The 16,844-nt window shown below is 46.0% G+C and carries 11 protein-coding genes; 2 read left to right on the top strand and 9 right to left on the bottom strand.

What is annotated here, in order from left to right; translation table 11 throughout:
* Positions 1 to 120 precede the first annotated feature (120 nt).
* Together HMPREF0670_RS13855 and HMPREF0670_RS13850 are read left to right on the top strand one after the other, a co-directional pair.
* Positions 121 to 1,836 carry a hypothetical protein gene (locus HMPREF0670_RS13855; protein ID WP_044078364.1) on the top strand — a complete coding sequence of 572 codons (1,716 nt, stop codon included), beginning with the start codon at positions 121 to 123 and terminating at the stop codon, positions 1,834 to 1,836.
* Positions 1,837 to 1,840: 4 nt separating this feature from the next.
* Positions 1,841 to 2,341, top strand: a complete 501-nt coding sequence (locus tag HMPREF0670_RS13850) for a hypothetical protein (RefSeq protein WP_044078363.1) — start codon at positions 1,841 to 1,843, stop codon at positions 2,339 to 2,341.
* Between the two features lie 466 nt (positions 2,342 to 2,807).
* Here HMPREF0670_RS13850 and HMPREF0670_RS13845 read toward each other — a convergent pair whose 3' ends face one another.
* The 9 genes from HMPREF0670_RS13845 to HMPREF0670_RS13800 form a co-directional block, all read right to left on the bottom strand.
* A complete protein-coding gene (locus HMPREF0670_RS13845) occupies positions 2,808 to 4,886 on the bottom strand; it encodes an outer membrane beta-barrel family protein (RefSeq protein ID WP_009231772.1) in 2,079 nt (692 codons plus the stop codon).
* A gap of 736 nt (positions 4,887 to 5,622) precedes the next feature.
* Positions 5,623 to 7,041, bottom strand: coding sequence for a tetratricopeptide repeat protein (locus HMPREF0670_RS13840; protein ID WP_009231771.1), 1,419 nt, complete (start codon positions 7,039 to 7,041; stop codon positions 5,623 to 5,625).
* 259 nt (positions 7,042 to 7,300) lie between these two features.
* The gene (locus HMPREF0670_RS13835) at positions 7,301 to 8,263 is read right to left on the bottom strand and encodes a PstS family phosphate ABC transporter substrate-binding protein (RefSeq protein WP_009231770.1); all 963 of its coding nucleotides are present in this window, start codon (positions 8,261 to 8,263) and stop codon (positions 7,301 to 7,303) included.
* A gap of 6 nt (positions 8,264 to 8,269) precedes the next feature.
* Complete coding sequence (locus tag HMPREF0670_RS13830; RefSeq protein ID WP_009231769.1) at positions 8,270 to 9,103, bottom strand: energy transducer TonB; 834 nt, start codon at positions 9,101 to 9,103, stop codon at positions 8,270 to 8,272.
* A gap of 41 nt (positions 9,104 to 9,144) precedes the next feature.
* The gene (locus tag HMPREF0670_RS13825; RefSeq protein ID WP_009231768.1) at positions 9,145 to 9,804 is read right to left on the bottom strand and encodes an ExbD/TolR family protein; all 660 of its coding nucleotides are present in this window, start codon (positions 9,802 to 9,804) and stop codon (positions 9,145 to 9,147) included.
* A gap of 3 nt (positions 9,805 to 9,807) precedes the next feature.
* Positions 9,808 to 10,419 carry an ExbD/TolR family protein gene (locus HMPREF0670_RS13820; protein WP_009231767.1) on the bottom strand — a complete coding sequence of 204 codons (612 nt, stop codon included), beginning with the start codon at positions 10,417 to 10,419 and terminating at the stop codon, positions 9,808 to 9,810.
* 31 nt (positions 10,420 to 10,450) lie between these two features.
* Positions 10,451 to 11,281 (bottom strand): MotA/TolQ/ExbB proton channel family protein, encoded by an 831-nt coding sequence (locus tag HMPREF0670_RS13815; protein WP_009231766.1) that lies wholly within the window; start codon positions 11,279 to 11,281, stop codon positions 10,451 to 10,453.
* 253 nt (positions 11,282 to 11,534) lie between these two features.
* Positions 11,535 to 12,728, bottom strand: a complete 1,194-nt coding sequence (locus HMPREF0670_RS13810) for a pyridoxal phosphate-dependent aminotransferase (RefSeq protein ID WP_009231765.1) — start codon at positions 12,726 to 12,728, stop codon at positions 11,535 to 11,537.
* 2,782 nt (positions 12,729 to 15,510) lie between these two features.
* Positions 15,511 to 16,719, bottom strand: coding sequence for a bifunctional 3,4-dihydroxy-2-butanone-4-phosphate synthase/GTP cyclohydrolase II (locus HMPREF0670_RS13800; protein ID WP_009231764.1), 1,209 nt, complete (start codon positions 16,717 to 16,719; stop codon positions 15,511 to 15,513).
* Between the last annotated feature and the right edge of the window lie 125 nt (positions 16,720 to 16,844).

The raw sequence follows: 16,844 nt of genomic DNA, 5'->3' as shown, positions 1-16,844 counted from the left end.
AATAAGGAGTAACAACTTGTACTTCTCCTGATTAAAATGTTCTTTAAAGGGGTGAGTTGGAGCATAAGTTAATGCAAATATATCTCACTAACATTAACATGAAATCTAAATGAAGCAGTTATGATGACACGAAACGTAAAGAAGACGAACATTGTTTCGCCAATGATTTGGTTATGCGTCTTGTTGGTTTGCGCCTGCAACCAATTAGAAAACGATGCGGGGTTGTCGTTGCCAGATGAGGTGACAAACAGAGAGGCCCAACGGTTTATTGACGCATTAAACGCCTCGACCGACCAGCAACCAGTGTTTCAAAGCTTGACAAAAGGCAAGCAGGTGTACTTCGAGGACGTTCGCTTGTGCAACAGTTCGATGCACGGCATGGTGTTTATTGTACCTTTCGGCACGGAAGGAACGATAAGTGGTGCGCTGTATTATCCTGTTGGTTTTACACAGCTGGATGACGAACGCGTTGAACTGAACAACAAACTTAAAAGCCCACAAGTGGTTACTGCTGAAACGCTCAACAACGACATCCCAATAACGCAGCGTTTCCTCTATTCTAATGATTTTACTATCTTATCTGATAAGGGATTGCAAGTAGACGATAGCCTTAAAGCGTACGAGTTTCTTAAAGACAGCATGATGCCATTAACGCAGGAACAGTTGCCTGAAACGCGTTATTACAATCCTTACCTTAATGGCTCTAGAGTTATTATTACAATAGACTATTCGGCGAACTATGTTGGGCAACCGGATGGAGATAGTCATGGTTTATACCATTATACCGTGGAACGATGGGCGGAAGAAGCTTTGAGACAAACAATGATTAATCCTTATGTTTGTAGGATTGAGAAAGGATGGTATCTTAATAAGATAGAGATAACCATACCTTGTGAACAGCTTTATAATGTAAGTTCAGACCCCAGGAGCTATGTTATGTACTATGGAAATATACTTCGGGGTATAGCTATTACACACTCTTTCTCTTTTTTTCTTCAGGCAACTTATCGTGTGGATGGAGCTACTTATTGGGACCGGCGTGGTGGAACGATAGGAATTGTTGGTGAAAGTAGACCTGAAACCAATAATGGACCCTATACAGGTAACTTGGGTTTAGGAATATTTCCGAAGAGTAAGATTCCAGAAGAGTGCGACTCACTACCTTATTCCAACGAGGCTAAGAGAGCCATGAAGGAAATGTTGGACAGTTTGTTCTCACTGAAGCCTTATAAAGGGCAGAAAAAGAACTACATAGACCTGTCTCAGTTTAAAAAGCTTGTTAAAGAACATGGTAATGTGGAGCATGTTTGTGTTATTAATGTTTATGATGATAATCGTCATTACATGTTGGAGCCCGAAGGAGGAGGACTTGTAGATCGTGCGCCATACACTGCAAATTTCTACACGAAATATACGCTCCACAACCATCCTAATCTTACTCCTCCATCAGCTAAGGATTTGTTAAATCTCTGTTCCGACGCGGCTAGTCAAGAGTGTCCTAATATGCGTGGTTCATTTGTTTTCATAGACGAGAACACCTATTACGCATTGATTATCAACGATAGAAAGAAAGCGGCAGCCATGTTCAAGGAGATTGAGTACGAAGTGGCAGAAAATAATGATTTTAAAATGGGCGGAAAATGTGATAGGATATTGAAACAGTATGAACATCTTAATACCTTTAAATCAAGTAATGAAACAGCCATTGCCAGATTAAGTACAATCATTAACCACTTCGATGGTGGTATCAGTATCGTGAAATGCCATATAACAGATAAACCCGACTATACCACATACGGTTCGGAGAAGGTTAGTTACAAACCCATTAAATGTTAAGACGATGAAAAGGTTATTTTTATTGATGGTATCGTTATGCTTTGGCATAACCATGTACGCTCAAAACACGCAAACGGATGCAGAACGCGAAAGGGAAAATAAGATGCTCGAGGCTTTCTTGCCTATCTTAGATGCACGGAGAAACGAATTTGTTGGCCAACCCGCCAAAAAGCTATTTGATGTTATAAGGGGTAGTGCCTTTAAAATAAGGAACATTGGGACAGAGAGCACGAGCCCATGGGCAGAGTATAAGGGAAAGACCTACGTCTATGGTCTATCTCTCTTTAACAAGCCCGTTCAGCAAGCGATGAAGGATAAGGAGGTTTATATCATACGCATAATCTTAGACGTTCGTTGGGAGTCAAGTGCCTTCTGGGATGCTGCCAGCCATGCTGGGCCTGCATGGATGGAGGCCATTGTACGTAAGTGTCTTGATGTGAAAGTGTTGGATGTGTCTTGGGAACACTTCTATATACCCGAACGAACGACATCGAGTGAGAAGTAAAGCCAACACGTTTGATACATATTGGCGCAAAAAGTAAAGTGAGATATATGGTGCCGTATGTATAAAAACGAAACAATACCTTGCGTGGGTGCGGCATACGTACCCGCGCAAGGGCATTAGAAGGTTTGCATACCATTGCTATATAGATAGTATGCAGACTAACAACATATGATGCAGAGGAACTACGTAAATTGTTAAGACGATGAAAAGGTTATTTATGGAGAAATGGATTTGGAAAGCCACAACTGCATCGTAAGCAAACAAAAGTCCTCATTCTCCTCTGCGTGCGGGTTTTGTTGATGCCATGCTACGAACGCCTTGCGTTCTTCTAACAACATTTTTCCAAAAGCAATTCTGTTTGACTATAATTGGTAAAAGAACTACCCTATCCCCTACTCTATTCGCACAGAGCGGGGATGTAGGGGGCGTTATCCCTTGGAAGAGTGTATGGGGGACGGGCGGATGTTTACTTTCTCATCCTGGAAGTATCAACTTCTTTCTTCGTTTTGGCCTTGTAGTTGCCGAACTTATAAATAACGCTGAGCGCAAGGGTTGTCCAATCTTGCACCACCCGCAAGCCGAAATCTTGGTTGCCATAGCCCGAATGTGTGACCATTCGGCGATTGGTTAGGTTATACCCCGACAACACTGCATTCCATTTTCCATTTGCAGATGCCCACCGCATGGAGGCATTTAAGGAGAACATGCCATTGATGTCGTACACCCCTTGAATGGCGCGGGACTGGAACGTGGGACTAACGGAAAAGCGCACATTAGTTTTTTTGCTCAACAGAGCCGACACATTGCCTCCCGCCCGCATGGAGAAACGTTGGCGATTGAAAGGCAAATCGAAGAAGTGGTTGTTCTTATCGCTGATGAACATGCCTGTAACATAAACGTTGCCATTGAGCCATGAGCCTGCCGAAAAACGCGCCATTGCCTGCAAGCCAAAGATGTTGCGGTGGTTGAAGTTAACATCCTGCATCACCACCGCCATGCGATTGCTAAGCTGATAGGGCAATTGTATAGCGTAATCGTTGCAGATATGGGCAAATGCCACAAGGGTGTAACGGCCTTTGATGAGCCAAGACAGCGACGTGTCGTAGCTTTTGGAGGGCCTTAACAAGGGGTTTCCCCATATCTCAGAATAGGCAGAGGAGTAGTAAATCTGGCTCATCGTGCTCCAATAGCTTGGGTAAGTGGCGTTAGAGTTGAACGATAGGTTCAGCGTATGGTAGCTGTTTACCTGCCATGCCGCGTTCAGTGTGGGGAAAACACGCCAGTCGTTCCATTGCGGCGTATGATAGTTCTCTATGGCTAGGGTTGTTTCTAGGCTGACTCCTTTCCCAAACTGTTTGCTAAATCCTATGTAACCATTAAAACGTTGCTCATCAATGTTCACCTCGCTGGTGGCCTCTGGTATCACTATGCCAGCATCGTTGAGTGTGGTTTGATAGCTTTTGTTGTTTGTGGTTTGCCATTCAAGACCATAGCTTAACTGCCATCCGTGCCCTAAGGTGTGTACTTGGTCGGCCGTGAATAGCCATTTTCGGATAGTTTGGTCGCTCTTTGCAGCCACCACTCGCCTATCTGCGCCCAATTGTCCATTGAGAGATTGGTTGCGTGGCGAACTATAATAGGTATATGTTCCGTTAAGTCGCAGTCCGAAAGGCAGGGTGTAATATAGGCCGATGTTGTGCAGCAGATTGTGTCCCTCGCTGCTTTGCGCAGATACGCTGCTGCCCGTTGTCGTGTTATTGCTGTCGATGAAGTTAGCATCTGCGGTGTAGGCCACTTCTACCTTGTGGCGTTCGGCAAAGCGATAGCCAAGCTCAATGCCGATGTCGTGGGATGTGCCGCTGCTGATGTTGCTTGTTTTGTCGTTGTAGGCCACGCGCGTTCCGTTCAGCGGATGTTGGGCATAGTGTTCTGCCTCTGCATATCCTTTACCGCCAGTAAAGGTATAATTCAGGTCGAGTGTAAAGCGGCCGTTGGCATACAACAGGTTGCCCTGACCATAGCCTCGTGCATATTTCGACTTGTTGAGCGTGGCTTGCAGCTGCCCCGAAGTGTGGTGCTGTCCGCCGTAGTCGTTGGTTATGATGTTGATTGCAGCTCCGCGAACATGATATTGTGCAGGAGCCGAAAGCATTACTTCGGCTTTGGACAGTCGCGAGGCAGGCATGTTTTTAAGTTTTGCTATGGCTTGGGCTTGGCTTAGGGTGCTGGCCTTTCCGTCGATAATGAGTGTTACGTTTGCGCCAACCAAGCTTAGGCTGCCGTCGGCTGCACTAATGCCTGGTATGTTGGTGATGGCATCGTAGGCGTTGTCGGCAGGGAGTTTCTCTAAAAGCAGCTGCATATTATACACTAGCTTGCCCCTTTCAAGTTTAACAGTGGGGCGTTCGCCTTTGACAATCACTTCGGGCAGGTCGCGATAAAGCGAGTCGATAGACAAGCTGTCGCTTGTATTGACTTTACCTTGTGCATACGAAAGCGCACAAGCAAACAGAGAAAGGACTAATATGCTGCATCTTGATTTCATTGGCGTATATGTTGGTGGGCAGATTACATTGACAATCAACGCAAAAACTTGCTTTTGCTTAATGGATTAAACGTTTATGGTGTCGCAGCAAAGTTACAAAAAAATAAAATATGAAACAATATTAAAGAGGAAAATCTTGGTAAGAGGTGAAGGGGCAAAAGGGGAAAGGGTGAAAGGTTGAAAAGGTGAAAAGGTGAAAAAATGGCTAACGCCACCGATGCATTTGGCATAACTTCATTGCCCACTTACTCCTTTGCTACTCATTAAAAAGCATTTGGCTTAACTCCTTAACTCCTTAACTACTCACTAGAAAGCATTTGGCTTAACTCCTTAACCAGGATGTTAGTTAACGAGTTGACAAGTTAACGAGTTGACAAGGATTATCATCCACTCTGCAACCAAGCATTTGGCTTAACTCCATAACTCCTTAATTCCTAAAAAGTGGAAAGATGACTAACGCCACCGATGCATTTGGCTTAACTCCTTAACTCCTTAACTCCTTAACTACTCACTAGAAAGCATTTGGCTTAACTCCTTAACTCCATAACTCCTAAAAGTAAAAGGATAAAACGAAAAAGGGGTAAGCCACACAAATGTGACACACCCCAATGATAACTTATAAGTTTGGCTATAAGTTTGTTCTAGAAATCGAACACTTCTGCGTAAGTATTATTTCACTTCTTACGCTTGAGCATTTTATAAACAACCTATTTACCACTCCCTTGTTGACAAATACTTACTTAACGCCCAAAGCTTGCTTAGCCGTTTCGTTTTCAGGGTCAATCTCCAACACCTTCTTCCAATATCCGTCGGCCGTTGCCTTATCGTTCTTCACAAGGTAATAATAACCCAGATAGCGATAAGCCTCAGTCAAGCGGGCATTGTCGGCCTTGTCGCGGTCGGTTTTGCTAGCCAAAGAGTTTACGATAGCCTCGTAGAAAGGCTTGGCAAGACCTTCTTTGGTTTCGGGGTCGAGATTGGAATTGATGCGAGCACGCATAAAGTTGGCGAAGTCGATGTTGGCAGGGAACTTCTCTCCCAGACGCGCATAAACATCATCGGCCTTCTTAAACGAAGCTTTCTGCTCGTCGCCCGTCTGCTTTGCAGCCAAGTTCATGTAGATGGTAGCCAATCCTGCCATGTCGCTAGCCGTAGTCTTTGCGGCATGTTTGAGGTATTCCTCGTAATACGCGGTGGCCTTATCAAAGTCTTCTTTCGACAGATAGAGGTCGGAAAGAGCCTTGCGGTTGCTGTTTATCAACTCCTCGTTGCCCTTGTTCTCTTCCATCGCCTTGTTAAACATCTCGATAGCCTTGTCGTATTGCTTGTCGTTCTTCAGAGCCGTACCATAATAGGTGTAGTCGAAACCCGTGAACTTAGAACTGTCAGAGGCGTTGAAAAGTGCATCGGCATACTTCAAAGCCTCGGCGGTGCGCTCCATGTCGGTAAGGTTATAGAAAGCAAGACGGTTCCAGGCGGCCTTACGTGGGTTGCGCGAAAGTCCGTACAGCGCCATTTCCAAACTCTTATCACGCTTTTGCAGCATCCATGCCTCGGTAGCATAGTTGGTAATATCCACATCTTCGAGTTTGCTCTTGTCGGTTACCTTATCGTAATATTGCAAGCTCTGCTCCATGCGGTTAGAGGCATAGAGGATGCGGCCAGCTAAAGCATCAACAGCCACGTCGGGGCGTTGCGCACGCAAGTCGTTAAGCTTTGCCACAGCTTCTTCGGGACTACGTCCGCGATAGATGTTGGCATACTTGAAGTATCCTTCGGGGTTCTTTGGGTCGAAATAAATGGCTTGTTGGTACCATGCAGCAGCGGCACCGCCATCATCCTTCAACACCTCGATGTCGCCCAAGAGGATGTAACCCTGACCGTAGTTCTTGTTGGCCTTGATAGCCAGGTTGGCATACTGCTTGGCATTTGCCGTATCCTTGGCCTCGAAATAGGCGCGTCCAATACCAGCCAGCACCTCGGCGTTCTTCTTGTTCTTTTTGAACACTTCTTTAACTTGGTCTTTTGCCGCAGCGGGGTTGGCGAGAATTACCTTAGAGATGGCGTCGATGGTAGACTTGTTGTCTTGCGCCATGAGCGGCGCGCTGATACCTACCACCAACGCACCTAGTAAAAGATATTTAACTGTTTTCATAATCCTACGTTCTTATAATACTCTTAGCGTGTTCTGCAAAACGCTTTACTGTTTGCGTTCGTTACTTTCTAAGCTGACAGCTAGCGCATGCCTTGCATCAGTGCTTGCGCATTTGTCAGTTGTTCGTTGTTCTACCCCTGTGCATACGTTGCGAGCAACATGAGAAAGTTCAACGTAAAGGATGCGTTACGGCAAGTTCGCAACCTGCCGCAAGCATGCCTATACCTTCTTAGACGACAGAAGGCTCCAATTGTTTTATCTATTGATTAACATTAACATCCCTTATGGTTATGTTACCTTGCACAGGCAACAATCCTGATTTAAGGATGATAAGCTGCCCTTTGGGCGATGCCATAAACTGCGCAAATCCCCAAGGTAGCCCATGATAAGGGTCGTTGAGAAGAGCGTAGATGGTGCGTATCAATGGATAATTACCGTTATATATATAATATTGGTAAGGTTTCCAACTGTTGGCTGGTGTGCCTTTGTCTTTTCTACTTACCGACATTACACGAATATTCTTGTTGAAAGTGAGATTGGTGCTATCTCGTTTGTCGTTGAGCCAGTTGCTGCCGATAATGCCGATGGCATTCGGGGTCTTCTCAACATAGTCCACCACGTCGGCCGTTTTGTTCGTTGCAACGACATTGGGGTTGGTGATGGGTTTTCCGCCAAGTATGGAGTCTTCGGCGAAGTGTACGGTGCTAGACCGCTTATTGTCGAAAACCACCGTGATGGTGCCCCGCTTTGAACCGGGGAAGATGTCGCTCCAATTCTTCGCCTCGCCGCGAAGTACACGTGCGATGTCCTTAACAGAAATGCAAGTGTCGACATTGTTCTTGTTTACGATGAGCGCCAACCCGTCGTAAGCCAACTTGATGGTTTGTGGACGGAACTGCTTATCGTAAAGGCTCTGGTACTCCTTCTTCTTGAAATCACGACTAGTGATTACGAGGCTGACGCTGTCTTTAAGCAAAAGTGTGATACCCTCGCCCTCGGTTGTGTAAATGGGATTGACCGTAGCTTGAGGATAGACAGCGTGGAACACCTCGCGTTCCTCGTCGATGATGGGACTAAAACTTTCGTCAGAGGCGAAACTAATCACCCCTGACGAATATGTGTCCGTGCGGCCGTTCTTGCGCTTGCTTTCTCCACAAGCGGCAAGAACAAAGCTACACAGTGCTAATCCTACGATTGTGTAAGATGTTATGCTTTTTCTCATAAAATGCTATTGCAGTCTGAATGAAACAGGAACGTTGTACTTAACACGTACAGCCGAACCATTCTGCTTACCTGGAATCCAGTTGGGCATGCTCTTAACAACGCGAGCTGCCTCGCGGTCTAGAGAGGGGTCTACCGAACGAGCCACCTTCACGTCGGTGATAGAGCCGTCGCGCTCCACAACGAACGAGATAACAACACGTCCTTGTACGCCGTTCTCCTGTGCTACGACAGGGTACTTCACGTTGTCCGACAAGAATTTCATCAATGCGGCATCGCCACCAGGGAATTGAGGCATCTGCTCAACCACCTCGAAGATCTTCGTTTCAACTTCGGGTTTGGGTTCGGGCTGTGCCACAGCTTCCTTAATCTTGAGCACTTCACCAGCAGCATCGTCGTTACCCTTCACGTCGAGCGCACCGATAGCTGTCTTGGTAGACATGATTTCTTCTTGTGTTTTAATTTCATCCTCAGGTTTCACCTGGTCGTCTCGCTTAATTACGGGTGCGGTGAACTTCACCGAACTTTTCACGCGCTCAACAACCTTCTCAGGTTCGGTATTAACCTTGGGTTTCTGTTTCACCTCAGCCTGTTTCTTTGGCTGGTTGAGAGCAGACAACTCCGTAACCTGAGTGGCGTCAACCTTTCCTCGGCTAGCCTCGATTACGCTTTTGATGGCAACAACCGAGAACACCAATACTGCAGCAGCAAGGATAGAGATCATGGCGAGGATGTTGCGTTTGGTGGTTCCCTTACGGAGCTTATACGCACCATACGCTTGGTTTTTGCCTTCAAACACGAGGTCTACCCAGTCGCCGTCAACCAAATCAATCTTTGACATAGTTTTCTCCTTTCTTAATTAATCATTAATAGGCTATCGTTTTATTCAATACCCTTTTTCTTCAGCAGTTCGCTGTCTTGGGGATTGATTTTGTCAATAACGTATTTACCTATACTGCAAATCTGCATTTCGTCGAGAACATCCACCAAGTTCTTATAAGAAGCCTTGTCAGTAGCTTTGATGATGATGGTCAGCGTTGGTATTTTCTGTCCATCCACTTCACCAGCTTTGAGTTTAGACAATTCCTTGTCGTACTCGGCTTGGGTGAACTTGGGGTTTTCAAGTTTCTTCTTATCAAGTTTCTGTTTAGCAGCCATAATTTGCCTCACAGGAATAGTACCGTCTTCCGTTTGATGGTTAATCAATATGTCACGGATACCTTTGGCCCCCCATGTCGTTTCCTTCATGGTTGAAGGGTCGTTGTAGTTAGGCAAACCATCCACGTGATAAATCTTGTCGTTACCGGCCACGTAGATCGTGATGGTCTGCGAAGCTTTGGTCACGGTTTTATCATCGTCTTGGATATTCTTATCGTTACTAGGCATACTCAATTCCATCGTCTGCGGCTTGGCCAAAGAGGTACAGAGCATGAAGAACGTAATAAGAAGCATCATCATGTCCACCATAGGGGTGAAGTCGACGCGGACGTCTTTTTTCTTTTGTTTTCCGCCGCCTTTTCCTTGTTCAACTAATTCTGCCATTCTTTAATCCTCCACCTTTTTATACGATGTAATGAGATAGTAACGGTTTTCGCTTAAGTCTTGGAGTTCGGACATCACCTTCTTCACCAAGGCGTAGGGCGTTTTCTCGTCGGCCTTAATAGCTAGCTTCACGTCGGGATTAACCTTACGTGCCTCTTTCACCCAAAGTTGGAACTCGCTTTCCTTACCGTCGATACTGTCGGTAGGAATGCCATAGTTCTTGAGTGTTTGAGCCATTTCGGTTTCCGATTGCGAGAGATATTGTTGGATAGAGTTCATCGGAACTCCCCACATGGCGTCTTTCTTGAACTTTTTCACCTGCTGTGGTGTGAACTTCATTCCATAAAGCTCGCTCATGCCTTCGAGTACGGCCTGCGTATCGTTTTGGTTGTCCATACTCATGAATATCTTGCCCGTCTTATCGACAAGGATATTCAGCACACTCTTCTCGGGCACCTTAATCTCCGACACCGAGCCAGGGGTAACCACCTTCACGGGTTCGTTCTTGACGAAAGTAGACGTCAACATGAAGAACGTTAGAAGGAGCACCATGACGTCGCTCATCGGGGTCATGTCGATCCAAGTGGATTTCTTCTTAATTTTTACTTTACCCATAGTGATAAAATTTTAAAGGGTTAGCAAAAAATTAAGCTTCGTCTGCGTGGTTGGCTTCGTAGGTCTGAGCGATAGAATAACCAACCTCATCGAGTGCGTAGGTCAGCTTATCGATCTTGTTGGTAAAGAAACCGTAAGAGATAACAGCGAACCACGAAGTGGTAATACCGAAGGCCGTATTGATAAGAGCCTCAGAAATACCAGCAGACAGAGCCAGCGAGTCTCCACCGCCACCGGCAGCCAGAGCCTGGAACGACTTGATCATACCCGTTACCGTACCAAGAAGACCGGTAAGTGTACCCAGCGTTACGAGGGTTGCCAAGATGGGAAGGTTCATCTGCAAGGTAGGCATTTCAAGTTGTGTAGCCTCTTCGTGAGCTTGTTGAATCTTAGCAATCTTCTGCGAAAGCTTAATGCCGTGAACGGTTTCCATAGCTTTGTAAGCTTGCAGCGAAGCCGAAACAACGTTGGCTACCGAACCCTTTTGCTTGTCGCAAAGTTGTTGTGCGCGGTTGAAGTCCTTGGCGTTAAGGGCTGCCTTGATGTTAGCAACGAACTTGGTGAGCGAACCCGTTCCAAATGCGGTGCGCAATGCCAACCAACGCTCAACAGAGAGTGCGAGCACGGTGAGCAACAAAGTCTGGATTACAGGAACCACAAGACCGCCCTTGTATATCGTTCCCCAAATGTCGAGTGGGTGTCCTTCGTTATCTCCACCTTGGAAGTGAGCCGGGCTACCCAAGTAGAACTTGAAGAAGCATGCAGCGATGATGAAGCAGCAAACGATTACCCAAAATGCTGCTCTAATTCCTTGAAAGCCCTGAGACTTTTTAGCAGGGCTGGCTGTTTTCTGTGTTGCCATAATTGAATTTTTTAAATTTTAGTTGTTAATAAATATTTAAGTTTATTTTGTTCCTTATAGTATAGACGTTCGTCCAAATGCTGATTTGTTGTTGGGCTTTTGTCCTTAATGGTCACGCAAAGATACTCATTAATGTATAAAATGAAATACAATTAAGAAGTTTTAACGACGAAAAGTTACCAACAAGTCTGCTAAATAGCATAAACGCACCATTATAAAGGAAAAAAACGGCTTTTTGTCACAATTCTCAATATTATACAAGTCTTGCTAACGTTTCTTTAATTCGCCTCATTGCCTCGCGAAGATTGTCGTCGCTTGTGGCATAGCTAAGCCGAATACACTCCGGATCGCCAAACGCGTCGCCCGAAACGGTTGCCACATGGCCCACTTCCAGCAGATACATGGCCAAGTCGGTAGCGTTGTTTATCACATAGCCATCGGTATGCTTACCAAAGAGGCTGCTACACTTGGGGAAGAGGTAGAACGCGCCTTCGGGAACATTCACCTCCAGGCCCTCTATCTCCTTTGCCAGTTTCACAACGAGGTTTCTACGCCTTTCAAAAGCCAAGCGCATGTCCTCCACACAACCTTGGTCTAGGGTATAAGCAGCCTCAGCCGCCTTTTGGCTCACCGAGCATGGGCCGCTAGTATATTGTCCTTGCAGCTTATTGCATCCTTTTATTATCCATTCGGGCGCGGCCATGTAGCCAATGCGCCATCCCGTCATGGCATAAGCCTTTGAAACGCCATTAACGATGATGCACCTTTCTTTCATGCCGTCGAACTGGGCGATGCTTTCGTGGCGTCCCACATAATTAATGTGTTCGTAAATCTCGTCGGCCAGCACATATAGGTCGTCGTGCCTGCGTATCACTTCTGCCAAAGCCTTCAACTCCTCTTTAGAATATACGCTACCTGTTGGGTTGCTGGGCGAGCACAAGATAAGCATCTTCGTCTTAGGCGTGATGGCAGCCTCCAACTGTTGTGGCGTAATCTTAAAGTTCTGTTCAAAACCGGCGTTCACATACACGGGTGTACCTCCGGCAAGCTTTACCATTTGCGGATAGCTCACCCAGTATGGTGCAGGTACAATCACTTCATCGCCGTTGTTCACCAAGGCCATCACCGCGTTGCACACGCATTGTTTAGCCCCGTTAGACACCATCACCTCGTTAAGACCATATTCCAGATTGTTCTCCTTCTGCAACTTAGTTACTATAGCCTTTCTCAGTTCGGGATAACCAGGTACAGGCGAGTATCTTGAATAGTTCTCGTCCACAGCCTTTTTGGCCGCATCCTTGATGTGGTCGGGTGTATTAAAGTCCGGCTCTCCCACACTCAAGTTGATCACGTCGATACCCTGAGCTTTCATTTCGCTACTTTTTTGCGACATAGCGAGTGTTGCCGAAGGCGATAGCCGATTAAGTCTGTCAGATAATTGTGCCATACATATTCTTGTTTAGAAGGTTTATTTTGCAAATGTACTTATTATATCACAGCTAACGAAACAAAAGCAACTTTATTTTACAAAAAAAGTGTTTTTTCTTTTATTTGTCATCGTTTCATGCCGAACGAGGATTCCGACATGGGGTTATACTTTTTAAGACTTGATGGAGTTTCGACCGACATGATTACGACAGGAATAGGCGATAAGCTTACAAACTGTCAGGCCTGCAAAGACAAACGGTTACGATTTGACACAGCACCATAGCGTTGTTTCAATCCATACAACCATGAGAAGTTTTGCAAGCATCACGCACACAGCACTTGGAATTTGGGTGGGCAAACAACACCTTGCATTATGACCAACTGGTAGAGATGCCATGTCAAACGTTCTTCTCTCGTTCCCCCAAAAGTGCGTTTTGTCGCCATGACAATGTTCGAGCAAGCTCTCGACATTGTTCATTTGACTTGTTGGGAACGTTCTTTTCTCGTTCCTCGAAAAGTGCGTTTTCTCGCTATGACAATGCTCGAACAAGCTTGACATTGTTCATTTGGCTTAACGAAAACGTTCTTTTCTCGTTCCTCGAAAAGTGCGTTTTCTCGCCATGACAATGTTCGAGCAAGCTCGACATTGTTCATTTGGCTTAACGAAAACGTTCGTTAATGGACTTGTGCGTTTAAAGCTTACGCGCTTGTGTGGATTTGGGGCCTGCCTGCGCTTAGCTGGGTGGGTTTGGTTTAGGCAGCCCAAACCTTGGCAACCATAAAAGATACCAACTTGATTGGGCAAACAGCTTGTGATAGTTTGCATCTTGGCGGCGTTTGATGCGCCGGTAAGCAGGCCATCACCATGCTGCTTGTGTATTTGTTGAGTTTAAGCGCATGGCAACGTTGCGCAGTTGTTGCTGAAAGTAAATGGCTTTCGAGCTCCAATCGCTGTTGGCTAATTGCTGCACCATTTGTATGTGGCAAAATGTGGTTGTGCATCAACAAGGGGTTGGGCGGAAGTCGTTCCGTGTGTTTTCTACAAGTTGAAAGTCGGCTGTTGATGACAGCATGCCTCTGCCTCTGTATGATGCTGCCTTCGTTGGTCGTGCGTGGACTGCCCTGCAACCGCTTGCGCTGCTGGTTGTATGCGTACGTTCTTTCCGTTCCATTACCTACGCGCGTGTACGCGGCACAATTGTTTTTGTCTAGTTTTCGGCAGAAAATTTAACACAATAAGTGCCCTTTCTGTCCACCAATCGCTTACCTTGTCGCAAAAAATCGATTCTCGCGGAGGTTTGTTTTGGTGCAAAAAGAGGCTGGTTGTACATGCAGTCAAAGTGAATATTTATTTAAAGACATCGCCATTAACACCCGTTTTTGGGCTTTTTGCGGCAAAACGTAGTGCGTTTTGCTACTAAACGCAGTGTATTTTGGTGCTAAATGCAGTGCGTTTTGGTGCTAAACGTAGTGCGTTTTGATGCTAAATGCAAGGTAAAATGGTGCTAAATACAAGGCAAAACGCATAAAAATGCACCGCAATGGTATAAACAAAACCTTTTAGAATCATGAAAAACATGGCTGAAAAGGGCAAAATAGTGGTTAAAAAGTGGGATTTTAGGGTCTAAAAGCGGGTAATTGGACCTGAAAAATGATGAGTTGGCAACCATTCTGGAAAGGCAAAAGCGTGCAAAATGCAGGTTTTTTCTTAAAAACAGACACGCTGGGAGAAGTGAAATGTAAGAAAAAGTAGTGTTTTACCTACTTTTTAACCCCGATTTTCGCTAGAACGAAGTGGAAAATAACGTGTCGTTGTAAAATAAAAAACAAAGATTTTAAGTTTTCGAATTGATGATTTGGCGAGTTGATGAGTTTTTGAGTTCTTTCTCATTCCTCGAAAAGTGCGTTTACTCGCCATGACAATGTTCGAACAAGCTCGATATTATTCGTTCGGCTTAACGAAAACGTTCTTCTCTCGTTCCTCGAAAAGTGCGTTTTCTCACCATGACAATGTTCGAACAAGCTCGACATCGTTCATTCGACTTAATGGGAACGTTCTTCTCTCATTCCTCGAAAAGTGCGTTTTCTCACCATGATAATGATCGAACAAGCTCGACGTTGTTCATTTGGCTTAACGAAAACGTTCTTTCTCGTTCCTCGAAAAGTGCGTTTTCTCATCATGACTATGCTCGAACAAGTTTGACGTTGTTCATTTGGATTAACGAAAACGTTCTTCTCTCATTCCTCGAAAAGTGCGTTTACTCACCATGACAATGTTCGAACAAGCTCGACATTGTTCGTTCGGCTTAACGAAAACATTCTTCTCTCGTTCCTCGAAAAGTGCGTTTTCTCACCATGACAATGTTCGAACAAGCTCGACATTATTCGTTCGGCTTATCGAAAACGTTCGAATTGTATGCCTGTGCAAGAGGGAGCAACGGCCAAAACGAAAAGAAACTACCCCTAAGCAAGGAAGAACGACTTTCAAACAAGAAAGGGCGACCTGCAAGCAAGGAGGGAACAACCGCACAACCGAGCGGGAGCGGTACTCAAGGATGAATGAACAACCCACAAGCTTGCGGTAACGTCACCCAAAGTTGAGGGTACGCCCCACAAGCAAGAGGAAACAACCTACAAGCAAGGGGGAACGCCCCACAAACAAGAAAGAGCAACCTGCAAGCAAGCGAGAGCTACCCCACAAGCAAGCGGGAGGAACCCCACAAGCAAGGGGGAACAACCGCACAACCGAACGGAGAATGCTTTCTTCGTAAAGGCAAACGGCATGCACACGCCGCCTCTGCTTACAAATGCAAGTTGTGGCCCATACGTTCTTGTTTGGTTTTAAGGTACTTGTAATCGTACTTGTTGGGATGCACCTCAACGGGTACATTCTCGGTTATTTCCAACCCATAAGCCTCCAATCCCACGCGCTTTACGGGGTTGTTGGTGATAAGCCGCATTTTGTGCACACGCAGATGACGGAGCATTTGCGCACCGCATCCATAGTCGCGTTCATCGGGTTTGAAACCCAAATGCACGTTCGCGTCAACCGTGTCGTAACCTTGCTCTTGCAGTTTGTAGGCGGCAATCTTGTTCATCAGTCCAATTCCCCTACCCTCTTGCTGCATATAGATAAGCACGCCACGCCCTTCTTTCTCTATCATTTCAAGCGAATGGTGCAGTTGGTCGCCGCAATCGCAACGCAGACTGCCAAGAATGTCGCCCGTGGCACACGACGAATGCACACGAACCAATACCTCGTCATCGTCTTTCCATTCGCCTTTGGTCAGTGCGAAATGCTCCAATCCGTTGCTAATCTGTCGGAAAGGCGTAAGTTGGAAATGGCCATACTTAGTGGGCATGTCTACGGTTAGCCCCACTTCGATAAGCGATTCGGTTCTTAGGCGATAGGCAATCATGTCTTTGATGCTAATCAGTTTCATGCCATACTTATCCGCCATCACCTTCAATTCGGGCAATCGGGCCATCGTTCCGTCTTCGTTCATTATCTCCATCAACGCTCCTGCGGGATACAGGCCAGCCATTCGGCAAAGGTCTATTGCCGCCTCGGTGTGCCCACTGCGCCTCAGCACGCCGTTGTCTTGGGCGTAAAGGGGATTGATATGCCCCGGTCGGCCGAACGTTTCGGGCGTAGACTTGGGGTCGGCCAATGCTCTGATGGTTTCTGCGCGGTCGTGTGCCGACACGCCCGTTGAGCAACCTTCCAGCTTATCCACCGTAACGGTGAACGGCGTACCCAGCACCGAGGTGTTGTCGTTTACCTGATGGGGCAGGTTCAGCTCTTTGCAACGCGACAAGGTGATGGGTGCGCACAACACGCCACGTGCATGTTTCAGCATGAAGTTCACCATTTCGGGCGTTATCTTTTCGGCAGCCACGATGAGGTCGCCTTCGTTTTCGCGGTCTTCATCGTCTACAACAATCACGAACTTACCTTCTTTAAAGTCCGCTATTGCCTCTTCTACGCTATTGAGTTTTATTTCTGACATGTTTGTTTATATTAATATTGTTTCGTTATTGTAAAGACTCCCCAACGCTCTCCAAAGGAAAATACGGGGTCACTCCTTACTACTTACTCTTTTTACAACTTACTCCTTATATATATAACTTACTA

This window comes from Prevotella sp. oral taxon 317 str. F0108 (assembly GCF_000162415.1).
GTDB lineage: Bacteria > Bacteroidota > Bacteroidia > Bacteroidales > Bacteroidaceae > Prevotella > Prevotella conceptionensis.
Note: the sequence above shows the minus strand (reverse complement) of the source record. Positions and strands in the feature narration are given on the sequence as shown.